Here is a 21,864-nt window from a genome sequence, read left to right as displayed (position 1 = left end):
CCTAGTCGGCCCTGACCAGTTTGAAGGAAATCGAAAGTGACCTCTTGATCGACCGTGCCATGGGCTTTTCTATCTGTTTGTGGATCAGCCAGGAAACACTGACCATGAACGCCACAGTGCCCCACAGCAACACATGCGGATCAACCGCCGGATAGGCGATATTGAAGATCATGAAGCCGATCATTTGATGCAGCAGGTAAAGCGGGTACGTCAGCGCGCCCAATGCGGTCCAGTTCCAGCGCTGCAAGGCTGCCATTCGGTTCGTCGCGATCAACAGAAAAATCAGGAAAAACAGCACGACCATGGCGCAGATGATCAGCGGGTTGTAGTCGGTCGAGTATTTGCTTTCGATCGATGCCGCCCAAACCACTGCGGTGAAACTCGCCAGTGCCAAGGCCCCCACCAGCAGCAGAATGCGCAAAGGGGTGAAGCCTTTGGCCCACGCCAGATAAAACGTCGCACCGGCGATGAACCAGGCCGCGTAATCGGTAATCAGCAGCGAGCGCAGCTTCTCAAATTCGAGTACCTCGGCGATGGCGGAAATCAACAGCCAGACCACCATGCACGGCTCGATATGGTCGATTTTCTTCAAGGCCAACAGCACGGAAATCATCAGATAGAACTTGATCTCCACGAACAGCGACCAGTACACGCCATCGATGGGCTCGACATTCAACAACTCGCTCAGAAACGCCATGTTGACCACGTATTGATAAAAATCAGCGCTGAACCGTGGCTGCCCAACGGTGAGGGTGACCAGGAACGTCATCGTGCAGCACACCCAGAAGGCCGGGCAGAGACGAACCACCCGGGAAATGAAAAAGACCTTCAGGTTATTGCTGGAGGCGGTCATCAGAATCACGAACCCGCTGATCATGAAAAACAGTTCGACGCCCAGATAGCCATATTTGGCCGGCTCAGCCAGCAGCGGGTAGGGCATCGCCGACATATCGCCCTTGGCATAGCCGCGAAACGCGTAATGAAAAAACACCACGGCCATGGCCGCCAAAAAACGCAGTAAATCCAGTTCCTTGAGCCGTCGATTGTTCATGTAAATGCGCTCCGGACTGATCAGCGCTGATCAAAAACTGACGACTCTGCCGAGTTAAGTCGACCCAAGGCGCAAGCTGAAACAGCAGTGGCGGCTCACGGCGTGCTCCCGGCCTGGGACAGCGATGAACGGCGTTGCCACATCTTGATGTAGTCGACTTCGAACGTTGAGGGGAGGTCAGCGTCATCGACCACGCCAAACCATGACCACATGGCCTCGCTGTCGAAGACGATTTCCATAGGGAAGAAGAAGTGCTTGTTCCTTGACTCCCGGACCAGTACGCCATCGACATACCAGCGCAGGGTATCGGGCTGCCAGTCGAAGCCGTACACATGGAAGTCATCCGCCAGCCGCCATGGACTGATCCAGATGCTGCCATCGGCGATGTGCTCGGTACTTTGCGGGGTGGCCCACAGGTGAGCGTTCATGTGGTACGAGCGGTCCAGCTTGCCGTCCCTGGTCTTGCCGGCGATTTCGAAAATATCGATTTCGGTGGCGTTGTCGGCCATGCCCGTCCAGGCCAGCCAGAACGCGCTGGAGCCGGCGGAATTCATCGGTTTCGCCCGCGCTTCGTAATAGCCGAACAAGCCTTTCTCAAGGGTGCGGACCATGGCGGAGGTGTAGTCCTTGAAACCGAGTTTCACGTACTTTTCCGGCAAGGTTTCCTTGCGAAAGACAATGTTCAGGTTGCCATTGCCGACGCTGGCGTTTTTTTCGGTATACAGCGCCGGTTTGCGGCCGAGCGATTCGTTGCCGACGCCGTGGTTGACGTGCCAGCGCGTGCGGTCGAGGCTGCTGCCGTTGAACTCGTCGGACAGCTTGTCGTTGAGTACCCATTGACCGGTATTGGCCTGGTCGGACAGCGGCAGATTCGGGTTGTTTCGGGGCGGTATAGGGCCGAGCGGCCCGACCCGGGTCCAGGTATCTGCGACCGGGGGAATGGCGATCGTCCACCTGTCCGCCAGGTATTGAAAAGCCTGCTGGCGTTCGGCGAGGGAGGCGAACGCGCGGTCGTACACCAGCACTTCAGCGATGTCGCCGCGAAAGTTATCGGCCGTGCCGACGGCGTTACGCCCAATGCCATACGGGCCGATCGGCACATCGTAAAGCTCCAGCACGGAAACGCTCGGCGCGTAGGCGGCGGTGTCTCTAAGGCTGATGGCGAAATTCGGCAGAACGTTATCGTTGTCGGCGGTTTGCGGGCGTGAGCTGAACAAGCGTTGCCAGGGATCGACCTGGGCTTGTTCGGCTGTGCGCCGGGACACGACCAACACCGTCACCGGACCTTTGGCGCTGCGGATGGCTTTGCCGAGCAAGCCCGACACGCCGTTGAAGCGCACGATTGCACGACCGTTCACCGCGTCTGGCAGCCACTGTGGCGCCGCGCCGGGATTGTCGACGCTCGCATCATGGCCGCTGGCGGATTTGTCCTTCCAGCGCAGGACACGGTTCTGTTCATCGAGCTGCAGGCTTTGCGCATCGGCCGCGTCCAGCCACAGCACCAGCCCGGCGCCAGGCACACCGGGTGGCGCTTGCGCAGCGTTGCCGGCCAGGGCAAAGCACAGCAGCCAGAGGACCAGCGCGGCTTTGAGTTTCATCTGACCGCACTCAATGCCGCGATCTTGAAGGAGGACTGATACCCCTGCGGATTGCACGACTGCCATCGCCAGGCATCGATGATCATTTGGCGCAGATCGCGTTGCGCGGTCCAGCCCAATTCCCGTTTGGCCTTGCCGGGGTCTGCGAAACATTTGGCGATGTCACCCGGGCGGCGTGGTGCAAAGCGATAGGGAATGGCGATGCCGGTGATGTCTTCGAAGCTGTGAATGATCTGCAACACGCTATAGCCAACGCCGGTGCCGAGGTTCCAGACATCGATGCCGCTGGTTTGCTGCAATTTCAGCAGGGCTTTGAGGTGGCCGATGGCGAGGTCCACGACATGGATGTAGTCACGCACGCAGGTGCCGTCGACCGTGGGGTAGTCGCTGCCGAACACCGTCAGTTCAGGAATCCGGCCAATGGCGACCTGGGTCAGGCAGGGCAACAGATTGTTGGGGCGGCCCGTGGGGTCTTCGCCGATCATGCCGCTCTCATGGGCACCGATCGGGTTGAAGTAGCGCAACAGCGCTATGCTCCAGCGCGGATCGGAGTGGCACAGGTCGCTGAGCAATTCTTCGATCATCAACTTGGTCCGGCCGTACGGGTTGACCGGTTTGCCGGTGCCGAAATCTTCGGCAATCGGCGTGCGTGTCGGCTCGCCGTAGACCGTGGCCGATGAGCTGAACACCAGCTTGAACACGTTGTTGCGGGCCATGGCCCGGCACAGGTCGAGCGTGCCGGCGACATTGTTGGTGTAGTAGTCCAACGGGTTGCTCACGCTTTCTGCTACCGATTTAAGGCTGGCGAAATGCACCACGGCCTCGACGTCATAACGGCTGAAGATGTCGTCGAGCAAGCGCGAATCACGGATGTCGCCCTTGATGAAATCGACCCGGGTCAGGGTCAATTGCTCAAGACGCTTGATGCACTCCCGACAGCTGTTGCACAGGTTATCGAGGACCAGCACGTGACGTCCGGCATTGATCAGCGCCAATGCAGTATGGGAGCCGATGTAACCGGCCCCGCCAGTAATCAACGTAGTTTTGCGCATGGATTGGCCTTCCTGTTTTTCGGGGACTGAATTCAGCGAGCGGTGAACACCGATTTGAATTCCTGCGGCCAGCGCGGGTGCAGGACGCTATACGCCACGGCATAGCTCAGCGCGCCAAGCAAAATACTGCCTGCCAAGTGCAGATAGCCTTGGACACCCAGCTGCGGTGATACGGCCAGAACGGTCGCGACCATCACCAGCGAGGCCAGCACGCTGCGGTAATTGGAATCGAGGAACCGACGCCAGTCATAGCCGACAGCGGCGTTGAGCCCACGGATCTGCAACGGCGTGATCATCAGCATCCGTGCCAGCAGCGCAACGGCGGCGGCCATGCCGCCATAGACACTGCCGAAGACGTACACCAGCAGCAGCGCCAGCACTGTTGTGACCACTTCAGCCTTGATCGTCAGGTGGCTGCGGTTGACCGCTACCAGGGCCGTGGTCGCGTACATCGCCGTGTTGCCAATGGCCGCCGTGCACGCCAGCACTTGCAGCAGCGGGATGGCTTCGGCCCACTTGGCGCCGAAGATCAACAGAATCAGGTCGCTGGCGGTGAGGGCGATGCCGAGGAACAGCGGCGTCAGCAGAAAGCTGCTGACGACGGTCGAGTCGCCGATGATCCCGAGCAGGCGCACCGGCTCGCTGCTGCGCCGGGAGAACGCCGGCAGCGCATAGCTCAGCAGGCCGTTATAGATTGCCGTACGCGGCAGATCGATGATGCGCATGGCCATGTTGAACATGCCGACCGCATTGGCCCCGGCGGTCATCCCCAGCACCACGTTGACGCCGCGCTGGAGGGTCTGTGAACTCAACGCGTTGATCGCCACCGGTGTGCCGGCCCTTAACAGTTCGCGCAAGAACGGACCGTCAATGTAAAAGGCGATGCGCCGCGGATCTGCGCGCATCAAGACGATGATCGAGACGAACTCCATGATCAGCGCCTGGGCAATCACCGCCCAGGCGCCCAATCCCCACAGCGCGACAGCAATGCCGGCAACACCGCCGACCACCTTGCCCAGTAACGTGCGCGACGCCAGCATCTTGAAGTTGCCGCTACGGCGCATTTGCGCCACGTAGACACGCGCCATCATGGTGAACAGGATTTTCACCGAGGCCAGCGCCGTCATCCAGCGCAGCATCGGATCGGAGGTGTAAAACACCACCGCCACAGAAATCAGCACGATCGACAGCAGGCTGACCAATACCGCCGCCCAGAACGCCGTCGAAATGTGCTTGTCCTCCAGCCGCTGCAGACGGACCAGCGGATCTTCCAGTACCGATGAGTAAATCAGCCCGACCAGCTCGACGATGGCAATGATGATCGTGCCCACACCCAGTTCGGCCGGCGACAGCAGCCGCGCATACGCGACAAAAGTGATCATCGACAGCAGGATCAGGCCGAATTTCTCGGTGAAGATCCAGCCTAGGGTGACGAGACGGTGGTTGGCCATGGCGGATACCGATTCATTGAGCGATGGTTGACGCCGGTGCCTTGCGCCATGACTTGGCGAGGGCGTAGAGGTAGCGCAAGGTCGGTTTGCCGTGATCGAAGATCAGCGTCTGCCAGGAGTATTCGAACATCCGCCGGTACACATCGAGCACCTCGACATGCTCGCCGCGCCGGGAAAAGGTGTTGAGAAAATCCGTGTGATTGCCCAGCACAAAATCGATGTGTTGCTGTTTGCTCAACTGCGCGCCATAGCGTTCGAGATACACCTCGATGAACTTGATCTTGTTCTGGTAGTGCTTTTTCGGTTGCGCGGTCATGTTGCCGTCATTGACCGTGCGCTCGAGCAGCACCTGCGGCACGGTGTGGATCTCCCAATGCTCGGCGATGCGCGTCCACATGAACCGGTCTTCGCAGTAACGCAGGCCGGCATCGAAGCCGCCGAGTTGCAGCATGACGTCGCGCTTGACCAGTGCGGCAGATACGCCATTGAGCACGTTGGCGTGGACGAAATCGTAGAAGTGCATGCCGCTCTTGCGCACGTTGTCCAGTTGCCGCTTGCCGTTGCTGTAGTTGACCTGGGCGTAACAGTCGATCAGCCCGACCGGGCGGCCCTGACGCTCGAGTTCGTCATACAGCGCCAGTTGCAGCTCGAGTTTTTGCGGGCGCCACTGGTCGTCGGCATCGAGCATCGCCACAAACGTTTCCTGGCTGTGGTGCAAACCGGTATTGCGCGCACTGGCCTGGCCGGCGTTGGCCTGCTGCAACAGGGTCAGACGAAACGGCGCGGCGAAGTCCCGGACCCGTTGTGGCCCGTCATCGGTGGAGCCATCGTCGATGACAATGACGTGATCGGGCAGCCGGGTTTGCTCGGCCAGCGACGTCAGCGTTTGCTCGATGCTGTCGGCGCCGTTGTACATGGGGATCAAAACGCACACGGTATGCGCTGAAAGCGGGGCTTGGTTTCGCACGGGTGCTTCTCCTTGTGTCACGCCTTGGCTGAATCAGGCGCAAATGCCTGGCCAGCCGGACGCTGACGCTGGGTTGCGGGTGATGACGCGGGGTACATGACCAGCCGATGCCGGAACGACAGGGCGAGGGTGCAGAACACGAGAAACTCGGCGGAGCGGTAGTTGGGGATCACATACGCGACATAGTTGGTGACGACGAACAGGCCGATGATTACCAGCGCGCTGGCGCGGTACTGGGCCGCGTGGTTCGCGGTGACGGCGCGGTATTGCTTGAACAGCGCTTCGCCCAACAACAACACCAGCGCGCTCAATTGAATAACACCGCCGTTGAGCAGGGTTTCCATGTAGCCACTGTGGGCGTTGCCGATGTAGCCCCAGCGCGTGATGAAGGCATCGGCATCGGGACTGGCCCAGAAGGCGCCGAAGCCGTAGCCCTTGAGCCATTGTTGCTCGACGAACGGAGCGAGCAATTCCCAGATCAGCGTGCGATCGGTCAGTGACGGATCACGACCGGCGATTTCCAGCAGCCAGGCCAGGTGGTTGTAAAGCAGCAGGCACACCAGCAGAAACAGCACCGTGCAACCGAAGAACAGCCACTGCGAGCGGTTGATGCGCAGACGAATCAACGTGAGGAAGTAGGCGTAGCTCACCGTCCCGGAAATCACCAGCGCCACGCCGGTTGCCGACTGCGCGAGCAGGATAGCGATCAGCGAACACAACGCGCAGAACAGCGCCCGGCGATTGCCCTGGCGGATCATCGGTAACAGCAGCAGGATGGCGACCGCGTTGAGCCGTGCGCCGGCATTCTTTTCGGCAAAGATGCCCTTGAAGGCACCGTCGCGGATGCCACCGGACAGGAACGCGACCTCGGGCATGACCAGCGCGAGAATCAGCCCGATGAACGCTGCCACACCGATCGCACAACCGAGCATGAAAACGATTTTTTCCAGCGGGTAATTCCAGGCAATGAAACCGGCAAAAAACACCACGCCGAGCAGTGCGATCACCCGCTTGAGCGTCAACATCGGGTCATGCGACCAGCCGATCGAGGCGATGACACAAAGCAGGAACAGCAGCAGAAAGAAGTTGCTGCGGTAGAAGGTTTTGCTCAGGAATACCTTGTGGCGGATAAAGAAAAACAACGGCACCAACAGCGTGATAAGCCCGCAGATTTGGTTGGCGACACTGCCTTCGAGGTCTTTGTCGACATCGCCGAAGCTGAATCCGCCGCCCAGCCCGAGGACAAACGTGATCACCTGAATGTAAAACAGCACGCCGAACAGGGCGAAGCCGTCGCGTAATGTCGAATATCTGATCGCCAGTGTGCTCATGATGCAGCGCTCCCGAGCATCGCGGTGAGGTAAGTCTGCACCGCACGGGTATTGGCAAACCGGGCGGCCGCCTCAAGCCGGGTATGGCGCTTGAAATTGCGCGGCGTGCCGAGTTGCAGGACGATCGCCTGTGCCAGGGCGACCGCATCATCGACCTCGACCAGCGGCGCCACCAGCCCGTTGATGAGAATTTCCGCCGGGCCATGGGGGCAGCGGGTCGCCACGACCGGCGTACCTGTGGCCAAGGCTTCTACCAGCGCATTGGGGCTCCCTTCGAAGCGCGACGACAAGACAAAACAATCGGCCGCAGCGACTTCGGCCAAAGGATCGGCGGTGTACCCCGGCAGGTCGACACGATCGGCGAGGCCCAATGCCCGAGCCTGATCCAGCAATTGAGCCCTGAGCGCACCTTCACCGAAAATGATCAAGCGCACGCTGGTGGTCGGGAGCGCGGCGATTGCCGTGATCAGCGTATCGAAGCCTTTTTGCTGGGCCAGACGGCCCACGGCAACCACCACTGCGCCAGACTTTTCCAGCAGCCAGCGGTGACTCGGCCGCCCCGGCCGCTTTTTGTAAAAGTCATCGTCGAGCACCGGATTGTCAGCCGTGGTCACGTCCTGGCGACGCGCGATGGTGGTATCGACCAGATCCTGGGCAACACCTTTCGAGACGCAGATCACCGGATTGGGAATCAGCCGATACAGCAGCGGGGCCGCCCAGTAGGCGAGCCTTACCGTCAAGGCTGGATTGACGTGCTTATCGTGGGAAAAGGCATTGCGCTCACTGACGTGCAGGCGCGCCAGCGTGCCCGACAGCGCGGCCGCGGCGATTGCCACGACGTTGACGTGAGTGAGGACCGCCAGTTGCGCATCGAAGCGATTGGTACGCAGAAACTGCGCCAGCGCCGGCACCGCACGGGCGCTGCGGGGGCAGTGCAGCTCAACGGTCTTGACCCGCGGGTCGAGGTAGGCCGCATTAACGCCGCCACCGGTGAGCAGCAGCAAGGTCACCTCGTTACCGGCGTCGACCAGCGCACCGGCCAGGCGCGTCATCATCTTTTCCGCCCCGCCTGCGCTGAGGTCGTGCAGGATGATCAGGAATTTTTTCATTGATTCCATACCTGGTAATACGCTTGCGCCGCGTGCTGGCTGGTATACGGGCGAAGGGCGTCGGTCAGGGTTGTTTCGTTGGTCACCACGTCATCCCGAGAGGTCAGGCTGCGCAGCATGCCCTCGGCCAGTGCCGGTACGTCGTTGACCTTGACCAGCAGGCCAAGTTGACCGTTATTCAACAGCTCTCTGGGGCCGGTTTCGCAGTCGCAGGCCAGCACCGGCGTACCCAGCGCCAGTGCTTCAATCAGCACGGTCGGCATGCCTTCATGGGTCGAACTCAAAATGAACAGGCGCGCGTGTCTGAGCAGTGGATAGGGGTTGCTCAGAAAACCGGTGAAGTGCACCCGTTGCGCGATGCCCAGGCGCTGCGCCTGTGCGATCAGTGTGTCGCGCATCGGCCCGTCGCCGGCAATCACCAGATTTGGCAGCGCACGGTGTTGCAATGCCAGGGCGTAGGCGTCGAGTAACAAATGAAAGCCTTTCTGCTGCGTCAGTCGCCCCAAGCCCAACCAGTAGGCATCGGGCAACCCGGCAACGAGAGGCTCCCGTGAGGCCTGGAACAGTTGTTCGGTGATGACGGCGTTGGGGCAATAGCTGATTCGCTGCCGTCCCCACGGTAACAAGCCGACCAGCGACTGACGCAACGCCGTCGAGACCGTGACCACTTTGCCGCTGCCGCACAGATACAAGGCATAGAGCAGGCGCAAGCTCGAAGGGCCGGTTTTCTGCTCCTTGCAGTCGAGGGCGATGTGCCGGCTGTAGATGACTTTGCAGGCACTGCCCAGCGTCGCGAACCAGGTGCAGACGTTGGCCTGTTCCTTGGCGGAAACCAGGTGAGTGACGTGTTCGTCCCGAATGAGCCGGCGCAACAGCACGATCGAGCGCAGCAGGCCGACGACGCCGTTGCCGCCGCCACTGTGGTGGCGTTGATCGCCTTCGGTGTCCGGGGTTTCGCCGTTCATGACAAAGAAGCTCACGCGCCGGCCATCCTTGAGAAATTGCTCGGACAACCGTTGCTGCACGCGCTCGACGCCGCCGCCCGATTTGAAATCCTTGAGAATGAACAGAATGTGCATGATCACTCCCCGACACTGATGGCGACTTTGCGTCGCGCGAGCAGGGCCAGCAGGTGCAAGAAGTTGCTGGGGTAATCGATGAGGTAGCGTTTGATCGTGTGGGGCTCGCGATACATCCGGTAGAACGCGCGCAAATGCAGGCGATTGATCAGCGCCGGGTAGTATTGCCGCGACGCCAGTGCTTCCTGGCGAATGAACCCGCCGCAGGTGAAAGCCACGCCTTCAAAGCCTGCACGCAGCACGTCCTGTTCGAATTGTTCTTGCAGCCCGGCGCCGAGGCCAACGATGAGGATGTTCGCTTCGCTGCGGCAAATATCGGCCCGAATGGCCTCGGCCTCGGCGGCATCGAAATAGCCGTTGTGGTAACCGGCAATGATCAGCTGTGGATAAAGCGTCTTGATCTTTAGGATGAACAGCTCGAGTTCGGCTTGGCGGGCGCCGACAAAATACACGCGTTTGCCTCGCTGCTCGGCACCGCCCAGTACGTGGTCGGCGATGGACGTGAAGTCAAAACTGACCCGGCCGATCGTTCTGCCGGTCACCCGCGACATGAAGGTCGACATCAACATGCCGTCGCAAAAATAAGTGATGGTGCTCGGGCGCTGCTCGAAGAAGCTGCTGATCGAGGCAAAATTAATGAAGGAATAGGCGTGGTTGGCCTCGAGTAATTTCGGCGAATACTGTCCGACCAGTTCAAGTTTCAACATGGCGCGGCTCCCGTCAGATCACTGCGGGGGTCTGGCGACCCACGGAGACGTAGGTGAAGCCGCGTTTGCTCATGCGTTGCGGATCGAACAGATTGCGCCCGTCGAAAATCAACGGTTGCTTGAGTCGCGCGCTGAGCACATCAAAGTCAGGCGCACGAAATGCTTGCCACTCGGTGACGATGATCAGCGCGTCGGCATTTTTCAGCGCCGCTTCCTTGGTGCCCGTGAGGGTCAAGTCATCGCGCGCGCCATAAATGCGCTGCGCCTCGTCCATGGCTTTGGGGTCGAACGCCTGGACGTTGGCACCGGCGCGCCACAAGGCTTCCATCAACACGCGGCTGGGGGCTTCGCGCATGTCGTCGGTGTTGGGCTTGAAGCTCAAGCCCCAGAGGGCGAAAGTCTTGCCGCTCAGGTGGCCGTCGAAGTGATTGAAAATCTTGCTGTAGAGGCTGGTTTTCTGTTCCTGATTGCGCGCCTCCACGGCCTTGAGCACCCGGGCATCAAAGTCGACGCTGGTCGCGGCGTGGATCAGCGCCTTGACGTCCTTGGGAAAACACGAGCCGCCGTAGCCCGGGCCGGGATAGATGAACTGATAACCGATGCGCGGATCGGAGCCGATGCCGTGGCGTACCTTCTCGATGTCGGCGCCAAGACTTTCGGCGAGGCAGGCCATTTCGTTCATGAAGCTGATCTTGGTTGCGAGCATGCAGTTGGCGGCGTACTTGGTCAGCTCGGCGCTGCGCACGTCCATGACGATAATTTTTTCGCGGTTGCGATTGAACGGCTCGTACAGTTCGCGCATGACGTCTTCGGCCCGCGCGCTGTCGGTGCCGATGATGATCCGGTCCGGGCGCATGCAGTCTTCGACGGCGCAGCCTTCCTTGAGAAATTCAGGATTGGAGACCACGTCGAAGGTCAGGTCGCTGCGGTCGTTGGCGGCCAGCACTTGTTCGATATGGGCGCGCACCCGATCGCCCGTGCCGACTGGCACAGTGGACTTGTCGACAATGATCTGATGACGGTCCATGTGCAGCGCGATGGTGTGCGCCACGTTCAGCACGTATTGAAGATCCGCCGAACCGTCTTCGTCAGGCGGCGTGCCGACCGCGATCAACAACACATCGCCGTGGTGCACGGCCTCGACCAGGTCGGTGCCAAAGCGCAGTCGGCCGCTCTGGTAATTGTCACGCACCAGGCTTTTCAAGCCCGGCTCGTAGAGGGGCAGGGTGCCTTCCTTCAATGCCTCGACCCTGGCAGCGTCAACATCGACGCAGAGCACACTGTGCCCGACCTCCGCCAACGCGGCGCCTTGGACAAGGCCAACATAACCAATACCGAATACGCTCACATTCATGGTCAAACCTCAGGTCGTCATGACGGTTATCAACGGTCGGGCGGGGCAGGTAGCAGTGGGGCAGGGGGTCAATAGATGTTTTTCGAGAACAGCGTGAAGGGGGTCTTGAGCAGGATTTTTATGTCGAGCCACAGCGACCACTGGTTGATGTAGTTGAGGTCCTGGGCGACCCGCAGCTGCATCTTTTCCAGCGTCTCGGTTTCGCCGCGATGCCCGGTGATCTGGGCCAGTCCGGTGATGCCCGGCTTGAGGCGATGGCGGGCCATGTAGGCGCGCACCTTGCCGGTGTAATAAAGGTTGTGGGTGACGGCATGCGGGCGCGGGCCGACCAGAGCCATCTGGCCGGACAGGACATTGAACAGCTGCGGTAATTCGTCGATGGAACTGCGCCGCAGAAAGTGACCGATCGGCGTGAGGCGGTTGTCGTTGCGGGTCGCCTGGCGCACCTCACGGTCGTCGTGGACGTGCATCGAGCGGAACTTCCACACCTTGATCACTTCGCCGTTGCAGCCGTGACGGTTTTGCTTGAACAGCACCGGGCCGGAGGAGGTGAGCTTGACGGCGGTCGCCACCAGCAACAGCAACGGGCTGAGCAGAATAATCGCCAGCGCGGCCAGGCTGCGTTCGAACAGATCCTTGCAAAACAGGCTGGCCGGATGCGAGCTGATCAGACTTTCATTGAGGTAGATGGCCGGCATTCGCTCGATTTCCGAGATCGAATGGTTGAGCAAGACCATGCTGCCAAAATCCGGAATCCACACCACGTCGACATTGACGTCCAGCAGGTCGATGTAGAGCGCCTCGATGGTGGCGGCATGCGCCATGGTCAGCACGATATAGACGCGGCGCACTTCAAGGCGCGCGATGATCTCGCGGATCGCATCCACATGGCCGAGCAGCGGCAAGATACTCGGGGCAGGGCCAGTGTCGTCGGCGGCGGCGACGAAGCCCAGCACCAGCGCTCGGTTGGGACTGGACAGCTTTTTGGCGAGCTCATGGGCGGTCGGACAGGTGCCGATGATGACCGAGCGACGCTCGTTGCAGATCCGCCGCGAGTGCAGTCGGGCGAGGTAATGCAGGGGCAGAAAACTCGCCGCCTGGACCACGAATCCCAAGACTGCCCAGACGATGATCACCTGGCGCGAATAGACCGCGCTGGTCTGGGTGACGAAGGCAATCGTCGCCAGCACCGCCAGCAGGATCAACCAGCCGGCCAGTAGCCTGCCGAGCCCGGCCAACAGGCCATAGCGTTTGTGGTAAACGCGCATGACGCTGTAGATCGGTACTGAGCCAAGCACGGTCAGGATGATCAGGATGCGATATTCGCTGGTCAGATGGCCGACTCGCCAATAAACCAGTAGCACCAGCAGCGACGTGGCTAACGTCAGTGCGCACGACCACTGGCCCCAGAAAGTCAGGCCTCGGCGGTGCGTCATATGAGCGGTATAGAGCGGTGTCATGGGCTTTACCTCAAGGCAGCAGTAATGCGTCAGCGCTGAGCGACAGACACGAGGGTGTCTCCCGCTGGCTTTTCCGTGGCTCGGCAGAGGTGAAGCGAGTTGTGTAGTGGCAGAACGGGGTGCAGCGACAGGCGTAGTCGCCCGGTGTTACCTGGGCGCGAAATCGTAGTTATAGAACGCCCGGGAATGGTGATGGCCGTACTTGCGCGCCTTGCGCAGGTCGACCTGGTTGAGCACGGAGCCAAAGACCGGCACATGGCTCTGTTGCAACATGGCGAGGCCACGCTGCACTTGGCTGATAGGTGTGCTGTCAGCCTTGACGACGTAAATGACCGCATCCGCATGTTTGGCCAGCAACAGGGCGTCGCTGATCATTTCTGCAGGTGGTGAGTCGATGATGATGTGGCGGTAACGCGACCTCAGCGCTTCAAGCATGCGCGCCATGCGCGGTGAACTGAGCAAATCCTGCGGCGGCGGTTGTAGGGCGTTGCGCGGTTCGGCAGGTGAGGGCAGGCGTGGCGCGGCGAAGGTATCTCGCGCAGCTGGCATGACCTTGCCAGCCAGCAGCATGTCCAGATTGCCCACCGAAACAATGCAGTCTTCAAGCCGCGCGGTACCGGCAATGACATTCGCCAGGCCAGGGCTGTCAGGCGGGAAATCGAAGTTCAGCGACAGGGTTGGCTGGCGCATGTCGGCATCGATCAGCAGCACACGCTCCAGAGGCGTCAGGGAGCTGGCGAGGTTGTTGGCAATGGTGCTTTTTCCCTCACCGGCGACCGTCGATGTGATCAGCACCACCTGCGATGGCATGTCGTTGCTCTGCAACATCAGCCAGGTGCGCAGGTTACGGATCGTCTCGGAAAAGCGCGGATGATCGTTGTCTTCAAACAGGCGCGCCAGTTGCCGACGATTTTTCTTCATGACTAACGGCACGACGCTCAGCAGCGGAATGTTCAGCGCGCTTTCGATCGACTCGTCGGTCTTGAAGGTATTGCTCAGGCTGTCGAACAGCAGCGCCAACGCTACACCGACCACCGCAGCAATCAGCGCGACGATCGCAACAATCAACGTTTTACGCGGTTTGCTGGGGTCAGCGGGAACGATGGCCGGGTCGACGATCCGCACTTTGGTCGAGTCCATGTCAGCGGTGGCCGTGGTTTCTTTCAAGCGGGTGACGAAGGTTTCGTACAGCGCGCGGGAGCTGTCGACCTCACGCTGGAACTCGCGCAACTGGAATTCCTTGCGGGCAATGTCCTGAATTTGTGCTTTGTTGCTGTTGAACGATTGACGCAGCGAGGCCTCACTGGCGGTGGCGAGCTGGTATTGCCGTTCGATGCCGGCAACCACCTGCTGCACCTGTAGCTGCAGGTTGCTGGTGGCAGTGCGCAATTCCGACTGCGCGGAAAGCAGGCTAGGGTGCTTAGGCCCATAACGCCCCGACAGCTCATCGACCTTGGCCTGGGCCATGGCGCGATCGGCCTGGAATTTCTGCACCAAGAGGTTACTCAAGACCGCGGGTACGCTGGACAGTCGACTCAGATCGCCGTTGCTCAAAGCCTTCGCCTGCCGGTATTCGCTTTCGGCTTCGGCACGGTTGCGCCGGGCATCGACCATGCGATTGCCGGTCATTTCCAGTTCGTTGGCGCTGATCGTGGCCACGCCGCCGACGTCGACCAGGCCTTGTTCTTCGCGGTAGCCCTGAAGCTTTTTCTCGGCCGCGCGCAGGTTGTCACGCAGCTTGACCAGCCGTGTGTTCATCCACGCCGTGGTGGTTTGCGACGACTTTTCGCTGGTGTCGAGCTGGCTGTCGGTAAAGCCACGGGCCAGGGCATTGGCTGCTGCGGCTGCCAGTACCGGGTCCGGCAGCTCGACTTCGATTTCCAGCAACTGGCTCTTGCCGACGAATTTGACGCTGGTGTGCAGCATCAGGTTCTGGGTGACCTGGTTGAATACATCTTCTTCGGTGATGGCTTCTTTTTCCGGTAGCCAGCGCTCCAGGCCGAGGCCCGGCAACCATTTGTCCAGATCAAGATCGGCCAGCCATTCACGCGGTGCAAACCATGGCTTCGGTTGCTGGCGCGGGTCGGTGAGCGGGTGAGTGGTCAGGCCGAGTTTCTTCACCGCGCGCTCGGCAAGATCACGCGATTGCAGGAGTGCCTGTTGTGTCTGTAGGTAATCAGTGGTGTTGCTGTTCGAATCCTTGACCTGCTGAAAGGACATCAGCGGAGGTGTTTTATCGTTGAACAGCAGGGTCGTGCTGCCGATGTATTGCGGGGTGATGTTCGAGACCACAATGGCCGCCAGCAAACCGCTCACCAGGATCAGCCATCCGATGCTCCATTTGGCGCGCCAGATCACCCTCCAGAGTTTCAATAGATCAAGGGTGTCCTTGTCTTCGCTGTACGGCTGATGCTGATGCACATGCGTTTGCAAAGGACGTTCGACATAGGTGCCAAGGCTGTTGTCCATGATCAGAAGAACCCTTGTGCAATGGAAATGGTGTCGCCGGGGGCAATCGTGGTGCTGCGCGTCACGTCATCGGTGAGGGTCGCACCACCGTCGCCACGCAAAATGGTCACGCGTTTGATCGAGGCTCGCTCGGTCAAACCGCCGCCCAAGGCAATGGCCTTCTCCAGTGTCAGGCCCGGCACAAACGGATAGCTGCCGGGTTTTTTCACTTCGCCATTGATGTAGAAGGAGCGGTATTCGATCTGGCTGAGGCTGACTTTCGGATCGACCAGATAGCCCTGTTTAAGTCCATCGACGATGATCTTTTCAACCTGCCCAGGGGTCAGCCCTTTGGCGGAGATTTCTCCGAGAAAGGGGTAGGAAAACGTGCCGGCATCGCTGAGACGGATCTTTTTCAGGCTCAACTCCGGCTCACCGAACACGATGATGCGCAACACATCGCCGGCGGCCAGTTTGTATTGAGTGCCGGGATCGGCCGCATGGGCAGTCGATGCCACAGCCAGCGTGAACGACAAGACAAGTGCGTGTGTGTTCATGTCGAGACCCTCTTAAAGGCTGACGTTGAAGCTGATCTGAAACACGTTGCGGGTGAAACTTTCATTGTCGGCATCGGAATCGTTGTCGCGGTAGCGATAACCGAGTTCGATATCCAGCCAGCGGCGCATGGCGTAGATGAGCGCCAGGTTGTAATCCTGAAAGTCATCGGTGCGACTTTGTCCTTCGTAGACATACCGACCGAGTCCGGCTTGCGCCACGGTGGTGATTCGTTCGGTCCAACCGTGTCGCCATCCGACTTGAGTGAACGTCGACTTTACGGCCTCCGCACCATCGTCGCCTTCGGCAAGTGCCTGGCGAGCGACAAAGGTAAACGTCGAATACGTGCGCGGTTTCCATTGCAAATCGACTTGCCAGGTGGGGTTGTCGAGGTCGTTGGATTCGCTGCTGTCGAAGTTCTTTTTTTGATAACCGACGCGCACTTTGCCCGTCGTGCGTGCCGTGAAATCCCATACGGCACCGGCCAATACGGCGTCGGATTTACTGCTGCGCGGACTGTTCGCCTGCTGATAATCGAAGTCGGTGTGGTCATATTCCAGCAAACCTCGGGTATTGCTGCCGATGCGGTGGTACCAGGTACCCGTGACGGCGGTGGTATCGCGTTCTTTATCGTCATTGATGCCATCGGCATTGTCGTAGCGCAGTTGCGCGTAATTTGCCCCGAGCTCGATTTGGTTGTCGGCACTCTTGGCGCCAAAGGTGTAAAGGCCGCCGACGCGTTTATTGTTGATTTTGTCATTGACGCCTTCGACCGCCGTCGACTCCGTGCGCTCGTACTTGCGATATTCGGCTTCGAGTTTCAAACGATGACGGTCGGTGAACTCCATGATGCTATCGGCGCGTACGCGTTGCGCTGTGTTCGAGGCATCAGACTCGTCGTGATAGATGTAGCGAGTCGGCTGCCAGATCAATCGCGTGGCGCTGTTGCGATCTTCGGCCTTGAGCTCGAAGGAGGGCGCCAGCTTGGTAATCATGGAGGACTGTTTGCGGTCTTCCAGTTCGCGAAAGTTGTCGTCATAACTTTCCGAAAACATAAAGCTCGGCGTGAAATCGAATCCGTAAACATCGATGGCTTGCGGCTCGATACTCCAGGTCATTCCCGGGTAGAAAGAGGCCATGATCAGTGCAACAGGGCAGCGTGATTTCAAGGCCATGTCATGGCTCCTGAGAAAGGCACATGAGACAAGCGGTTATTTGTAGGATTGAAAGCTTGGTTTTTGTCGTTCAATGACGCTAAGCGGCAAACAGACTGGCTGCTCGCGGTTGAGAAACTGCAGCAGGAGCAACACGCGATCGTTACCGTGCAGCGCCTGGAATACGCCCTCCAGTGGCGAGAGGGGGCCGCTTATGATTCGCAACGGCTCGCCGGGTTCGAGGCGACCGTGCACATTCGAATCCGACTCCAGGCACCGTTCGCGCAGATGCTCGATGACGCGCTCTTCCACTGCCACGGGGCCATGATTGAATTCGACGACCCGGCTGACACCTCGCGTCGAGCGCAAGGGGGCCCAATTGTCCGTACGGCTAAGTTGGATGAACAGATAACCGGGGAACAACGATTCCATGACCCGCTGCCGTTTCCCGCGAATGACGCGCTCGGTAAACAGTTGAGGATGGAAGACCACGTAGTTTTGCTGCAGCAGGTTGAGGTGGGCGCGCTCATCCTGGCGAGGCTTGCATTGCAACAGGTACCAATTGGGTTGATCCGAGCTGATTGCTGGCATGCTGGTAAACTCTTTTAGGTTCGAAAGTTTATGCAGGCAGAAGCTCTATTCAGGGCTGTGAGAAGACAATTGGCAGGGTGTGTTTTTATTATGATGTAACGCTGAAGTGTTTCAACAATGAATCACTTGTTCAGGTCGACGTGCGGCTGAACTTTTTCGAAGACAAAGCTACCGCACTGTCTGCATGTTGCAGCATTTACGTTAGGTTGCTAAGTGGTTAGCTCGGAAACTTCGGGAAGCGAGAAAAGAGCACTCGCGCCGTGTTCAGCTAGACGTTGGTAGTTATCGGCCAGTCTTCACGGTCTGTCAAACGATCCGAGTCAAAAAACACGCCATTTGTCGAGTAGGAGCCTGGCTAGCGTCTATCCTATTGTTTTTTCGTGTTTTTTATTGGCGGCCGCGTTTCTGAATTTTTCTGATCCGACTGACAAAGACCTGAACTTTACGTTTGACCTACTTCAAATTCGTTATAAGGCATGAACCGCGGCCGCCCATCAAGGCTATAACTAACCGCCAATTCGCTTGAAGGAAGCAGACATTCTGACCAGTCATTAGAACTGGCGCCGCAGGACTTATCGGGTGTGCACGGTTAAACACTTATCTCTTTGCAAGGCGATAAATCCATGCATCGATGACTGTTACTTTGGTGCTACTTGCGCAGCTTAAGTAACTAATGAGCTATAGGATCTTCATTGTTCAATTCTCGCGGATGGAGGCTCTGAATGGGATTTCTGACAATAATTAACAATCTGCCTGATCTGGCGATAGTGCATCTATAGTTTATCCGCGACCTGCAAAAATGAACTAAGTCGTCAGACAAGGAAAGGAGTTTCACAATGCATCGAGTTTCAAACGTTCTTGAGATCTTGGGAGGAAGTTATGCCTAAATCCGATACTTGGTCCGGGGCGGTAGACGGGAAGCTGGAGAATGGCCAGAAAACGGGCTTCATGGTCCAGAAGGGAGACACCCTTACGATCATCGCGTCAGGGTGGGTGGAACGCGGCCCCGGCAGGGCTTTTGGCCCTCAGGGGGACGAAAGCCTGGTGGGTTCATACAAGCCCGAGGGACTGATCTGCCCAGAAGGTCTTGTCGGTGCGCTTTTGATGAAAATAGGGGCTGACTATCTCACTCCGATCAATACAGGAGTATTCCGTTGGACGGTGCCGGTCGACGGGGAGCTCACCTTCCTGATCAATGACGTAGCCGGCGACTATAACAATAACGCCGGCTCATTCAACGTAAGTGTTGAGAAGAAAGCAGCCGTTAACCAGTCGACCGCGGATGTACTTAAATACGGCGACAAGGTTCGCCTGCTCAACGGTTATGCCGATTGGAATGGTGGTTACCTGGTTGTCCATGACCGTTCCAGAGAAGTTGGAGCCAAGCATGGCGTGGTGACCGCTGACACTCCGGAGTTGGCCGGGCCCATCGATACATGGTTGATCCGCTCAGCCACTGGCAAGGCAGATGGCTCGAGAGTCCGCAGTGGCGACGTCATCAGGCTATTCAACCTGTATGGAGACAATCCGGCCTACAACGATACAAACGGAGCCGGCTATCTCGATACGAATGGTCACGCCACGACACCAGAGCTCTACAACGTTTCGAGTGCGGACATGGCAAGCCGCGGTTTTGACAAAACCGGCCACAAGACGCTGGATTGGGTAGTGCTCTTCGGCGCTGTCGGTACGCAGATCAATATCGGAGATCCGATTAACCTGCGAAACGAATACAACAATTCTCAGGGCGGATACCTGGACACTTGTGGTCACTTCGATGGACGGAAGTTCAAAGGCTACAGTGTTTATACAAACCCATCTCCGAACAGGGCAGGTGTCGGCACGGGTAGCTGGAAATTCCTCAGAGCCAGAACATCTGGGCCAACCGCTCGCTAGACAATGGACTTGCACGACCGAACTGAAGTAGGTCTTACTTTAAAGGAGTGAATAAGTGAGTATTGAAAACAAAAAGGTTGACCTGGTTTTTTTAATCGACTCCAGTGACTCAATGAAAGATGAAGCGGCCGCGCTCAGTGAAAAACTCAATGCTGCGATCGAGGAAGCGAATAAAGCGTGTCCTTCGGATCTCCGTGTTGAGTTTCTCGGCATTGAAGGTACGTTTGCCAATTCGAAGTTTGATAAAACCGTACGCAACTACCTTACCGAAACACTCGGGGTAGATGACGGCCTGATCAAAAGTCGAAAATACGCGGCGATTGGAAATCCCGCGCAGGAAGACGTGGCACCCGCGGCCGAAGACGTCATAAAATCATATGATTGGCGCGCTGGAGCGGAAAAGAATCTGTTCGTATTGGGCGATGAAAGTCTGTACGGCGGAGAGATGGTCCTCAATGAAGAGCGTATCAAAGCCTGTGATGACGCCATCAGTGCTGCGTTGGATCACGCGGTTAAGGTTCACACTTATTTAGGAACCCCGCATCAAACTCTGCCTTATCCTACACCCGCCGATGAAAGAGCCATGATCAAGGAATACAAGCGATTGGCCTTGCGTACTGGCGGCGAACACTACATTTACACTAAGGGTATCGCGGATTTTATCCAGGTATTGAAAGATACTATTTGTGCCAGCAAAGTACCGCATGAAGATAGCGTGGACGAGAAGAAAGAAGAAGCCGATAAGCTGGAGGGTAAGGAAACCCCGGATAAGCCAGACAATACTGGACCTGGGAGCAGCGGTCTCTGTGAGCAGGCTGCCGATATTGTTCGGGCGGTAAATACACTTGCGGATGTACTCAAAGGCTTGGTCGAGTCTTGCGGACCACAACGCGCAGGCGATTGCACTTGCCATGAAAAGCCGCTCGCTAAACGTCAACAAACGGGTTGCAAGTGTGAGGGAGAACCAGCTGCAAAAAAGCCTGAACCGGCGCCCCAGTCAGACTCGTTGACTCAAAAGCCGCCGGTTAGCCCTCCACCAGTACCTGCTTCCCAAGATGAGTCCACGCAAAAACAACCCGACCAACCCATTTCCCCTCCGGTAGTACCAGCGCCCCCTCAATACACTGAAATCGACGAACTCTTCGCGATTGCTATCAATGAAAATAGTCAAGATGGCTCGGATATATACAGTCACGACCCACAAACCGGCAAAATCCTTAAGAAAGTCGTTGATAACAATCGCAATATCGGACAAAGCAACGCGCTTACGACTGATGGGTACTCCTATTATTTTTGGTCAAATCAGCGAAAAGCCTATCGGGAAAAAGATGGCAAGAGGGAGGAAATTCCCGGTCTGTCAGGTAAAAAAATTGATGGCATGGCATTCCGTAAAGACAACACTGGCTTTATGTTTACCGACTCTGCCAATCAGGTTTATTACTATCAGCATGACCCTGCAACATTGAATATGAAAAGGAGCGATAGTCACCGCCTGCAGGTCACACCTGGACCGGGAGAGAGCGTCGTGGCATTTGGGCGTGCCGACAGCCAGAAAGTCACCGACATGGCTTTCGACTCAGCCAATCGAGCCTATTTTATCGGCCTTCAGGGGCGTCTATGGGTTGTGGAGGACACGTCGTCAACCACTTCATGGCTAACGCGCTACTTGTTCCAGTTTGAACAATTAGAGACTGGCGCAGAAACCCAGTTCACCGGCATTACTTTTGACTCGCAAGGGTATGTTTATTTGTGTGGTCGGCAAATCAATAAGGGGGTGTCGCGAAGATTTATTGCTAAAGGTCGTCTAGAGGACAAAGGTAAGCTGACCCTGCTGTATAAAGGCGATCCGGGTGGTTATGCCAATATTACCACCCGCGCATTTCCTGATATTGCGGAGGAGGTGCTGAAATAAAGCAGTTATAGACAAAACGACGTAACTAGCCCTAAGCACCTGTTTGGTGACGATACTTTCCATATCGCCAAACAGGTGCGGCTTTTCTGGGGCACAAGTGGAACATATAAATACGGCTTCCACTTCGTAGTCAAAGTTATTGGTAGCTA

17 protein-coding genes are annotated in these 21,864 nt (G+C 57.9%); 2 read left to right on the top strand and 15 right to left on the bottom strand.

Annotated features, from left to right (window positions below):
• Position 1: 1 nt before the first annotated feature.
• From HU765_RS08675 to rfaH, 15 genes are all read right to left on the bottom strand, one after another.
• Positions 2-1,051: an acyltransferase gene (locus HU765_RS08675; protein ID WP_186619763.1), complete on the bottom strand. Its 1,050-nt coding sequence runs from the start codon at positions 1,049-1,051 to the stop codon at positions 2-4.
• Between the two features lie 95 nt (positions 1,052-1,146).
• Positions 1,147-2,649, bottom strand: coding sequence for a family 16 glycosylhydrolase (locus HU765_RS08670; protein ID WP_186619762.1), 1,503 nt, complete (start codon positions 2,647-2,649; stop codon positions 1,147-1,149).
• Complete coding sequence (gene galE / locus HU765_RS08665; protein WP_186548177.1) at positions 2,646-3,701, bottom strand: UDP-glucose 4-epimerase GalE; 1,056 nt, start codon at positions 3,699-3,701, stop codon at positions 2,646-2,648. The genes HU765_RS08670 and galE overlap by 4 nt, the downstream gene beginning before the upstream one ends.
• A 32-nt stretch (positions 3,702-3,733) precedes the next feature.
• Complete coding sequence (locus HU765_RS08660) at positions 3,734-5,152, bottom strand: oligosaccharide flippase family protein (RefSeq protein ID WP_186619761.1); 1,419 nt, start codon at positions 5,150-5,152, stop codon at positions 3,734-3,736.
• 13 nt (positions 5,153-5,165) lie between these two features.
• On the bottom strand, positions 5,166-6,119 hold the full coding sequence (locus tag HU765_RS08655) for a glycosyltransferase (protein ID WP_186619760.1): 954 nt from the start codon (positions 6,117-6,119) through the stop codon (positions 5,166-5,168).
• A gap of 17 nt (positions 6,120-6,136) precedes the next feature.
• Positions 6,137-7,450 carry an O-antigen ligase family protein gene (locus tag HU765_RS08650; RefSeq protein ID WP_186548183.1) on the bottom strand — a complete coding sequence of 438 codons (1,314 nt, stop codon included), beginning with the start codon at positions 7,448-7,450 and terminating at the stop codon, positions 6,137-6,139.
• Positions 7,447-8,559, bottom strand: a complete 1,113-nt coding sequence (locus HU765_RS08645; protein WP_186619759.1) for a glycosyltransferase — start codon at positions 8,557-8,559, stop codon at positions 7,447-7,449. The genes HU765_RS08650 and HU765_RS08645 overlap by 4 nt, the downstream gene beginning before the upstream one ends.
• Positions 8,556-9,638 carry a glycosyltransferase gene (locus tag HU765_RS08640; RefSeq protein ID WP_186548187.1) on the bottom strand — a complete coding sequence of 361 codons (1,083 nt, stop codon included), beginning with the start codon at positions 9,636-9,638 and terminating at the stop codon, positions 8,556-8,558. Before HU765_RS08640 ends, HU765_RS08645 begins: the two co-directional genes overlap by 4 nt.
• A 2-nt stretch (positions 9,639-9,640) precedes the next feature.
• A complete protein-coding gene (locus HU765_RS08635) occupies positions 9,641-10,345 on the bottom strand; it encodes a WecB/TagA/CpsF family glycosyltransferase (protein WP_186619758.1) in 705 nt (234 codons plus the stop codon).
• A 13-nt stretch (positions 10,346-10,358) separates the two neighbouring features.
• Positions 10,359-11,699 carry a UDP-glucose/GDP-mannose dehydrogenase family protein gene (locus HU765_RS08630; RefSeq protein ID WP_186619757.1) on the bottom strand — a complete coding sequence of 447 codons (1,341 nt, stop codon included), beginning with the start codon at positions 11,697-11,699 and terminating at the stop codon, positions 10,359-10,361.
• Positions 11,700-11,767: 68 nt separating this feature from the next.
• Entirely contained in the window at positions 11,768-13,159 is a 1,392-nt protein-coding gene (locus HU765_RS08625) for an undecaprenyl-phosphate glucose phosphotransferase (protein ID WP_238344671.1), read from the bottom strand.
• 147 nt (positions 13,160-13,306) lie between these two features.
• Positions 13,307-15,628, bottom strand: a complete 2,322-nt coding sequence (locus HU765_RS08620; RefSeq protein WP_186619756.1) for a GNVR domain-containing protein — start codon at positions 15,626-15,628, stop codon at positions 13,307-13,309.
• A 2-nt stretch (positions 15,629-15,630) separates the two neighbouring features.
• Complete coding sequence (locus tag HU765_RS08615; RefSeq protein WP_186619755.1) at positions 15,631-16,164, bottom strand: polysaccharide biosynthesis/export family protein; 534 nt, start codon at positions 16,162-16,164, stop codon at positions 15,631-15,633.
• A gap of 12 nt (positions 16,165-16,176) precedes the next feature.
• Entirely contained in the window at positions 16,177-17,337 is a 1,161-nt protein-coding gene (locus tag HU765_RS08610) for an outer membrane beta-barrel protein (RefSeq protein WP_186619754.1), read from the bottom strand.
• Positions 17,338-17,373: 36 nt separating this feature from the next.
• Positions 17,374-17,907 carry a transcription/translation regulatory transformer protein RfaH gene (rfaH, locus tag HU765_RS08605; protein ID WP_186619753.1) on the bottom strand — a complete coding sequence of 178 codons (534 nt, stop codon included), beginning with the start codon at positions 17,905-17,907 and terminating at the stop codon, positions 17,374-17,376.
• Between the two features lie 879 nt (positions 17,908-18,786).
• On the opposite strand from rfaH, the gene HU765_RS08600 reads away from it, so the two are divergent.
• Positions 18,787-19,803 (top strand): LecA/PA-IL family lectin, encoded by a 1,017-nt coding sequence (locus tag HU765_RS08600; protein ID WP_186619752.1) that lies wholly within the window; start codon positions 18,787-18,789, stop codon positions 19,801-19,803.
• A gap of 55 nt (positions 19,804-19,858) precedes the next feature.
• Positions 19,859-21,715 (top strand): hypothetical protein, encoded by a 1,857-nt coding sequence (locus tag HU765_RS08595; RefSeq protein ID WP_186619751.1) that lies wholly within the window; start codon positions 19,859-19,861, stop codon positions 21,713-21,715.
• Positions 21,716-21,864: the final 149 nt, after the last annotated feature.

The organism is Pseudomonas sp. SWRI81 (assembly GCF_014268545.1).
In the GTDB taxonomy this organism is placed as follows: Bacteria; Pseudomonadota; Gammaproteobacteria; order Pseudomonadales; family Pseudomonadaceae; genus Aquipseudomonas; species Aquipseudomonas hamedanensis.
This window is presented reverse-complemented; position numbering and strand designations above follow the sequence as displayed.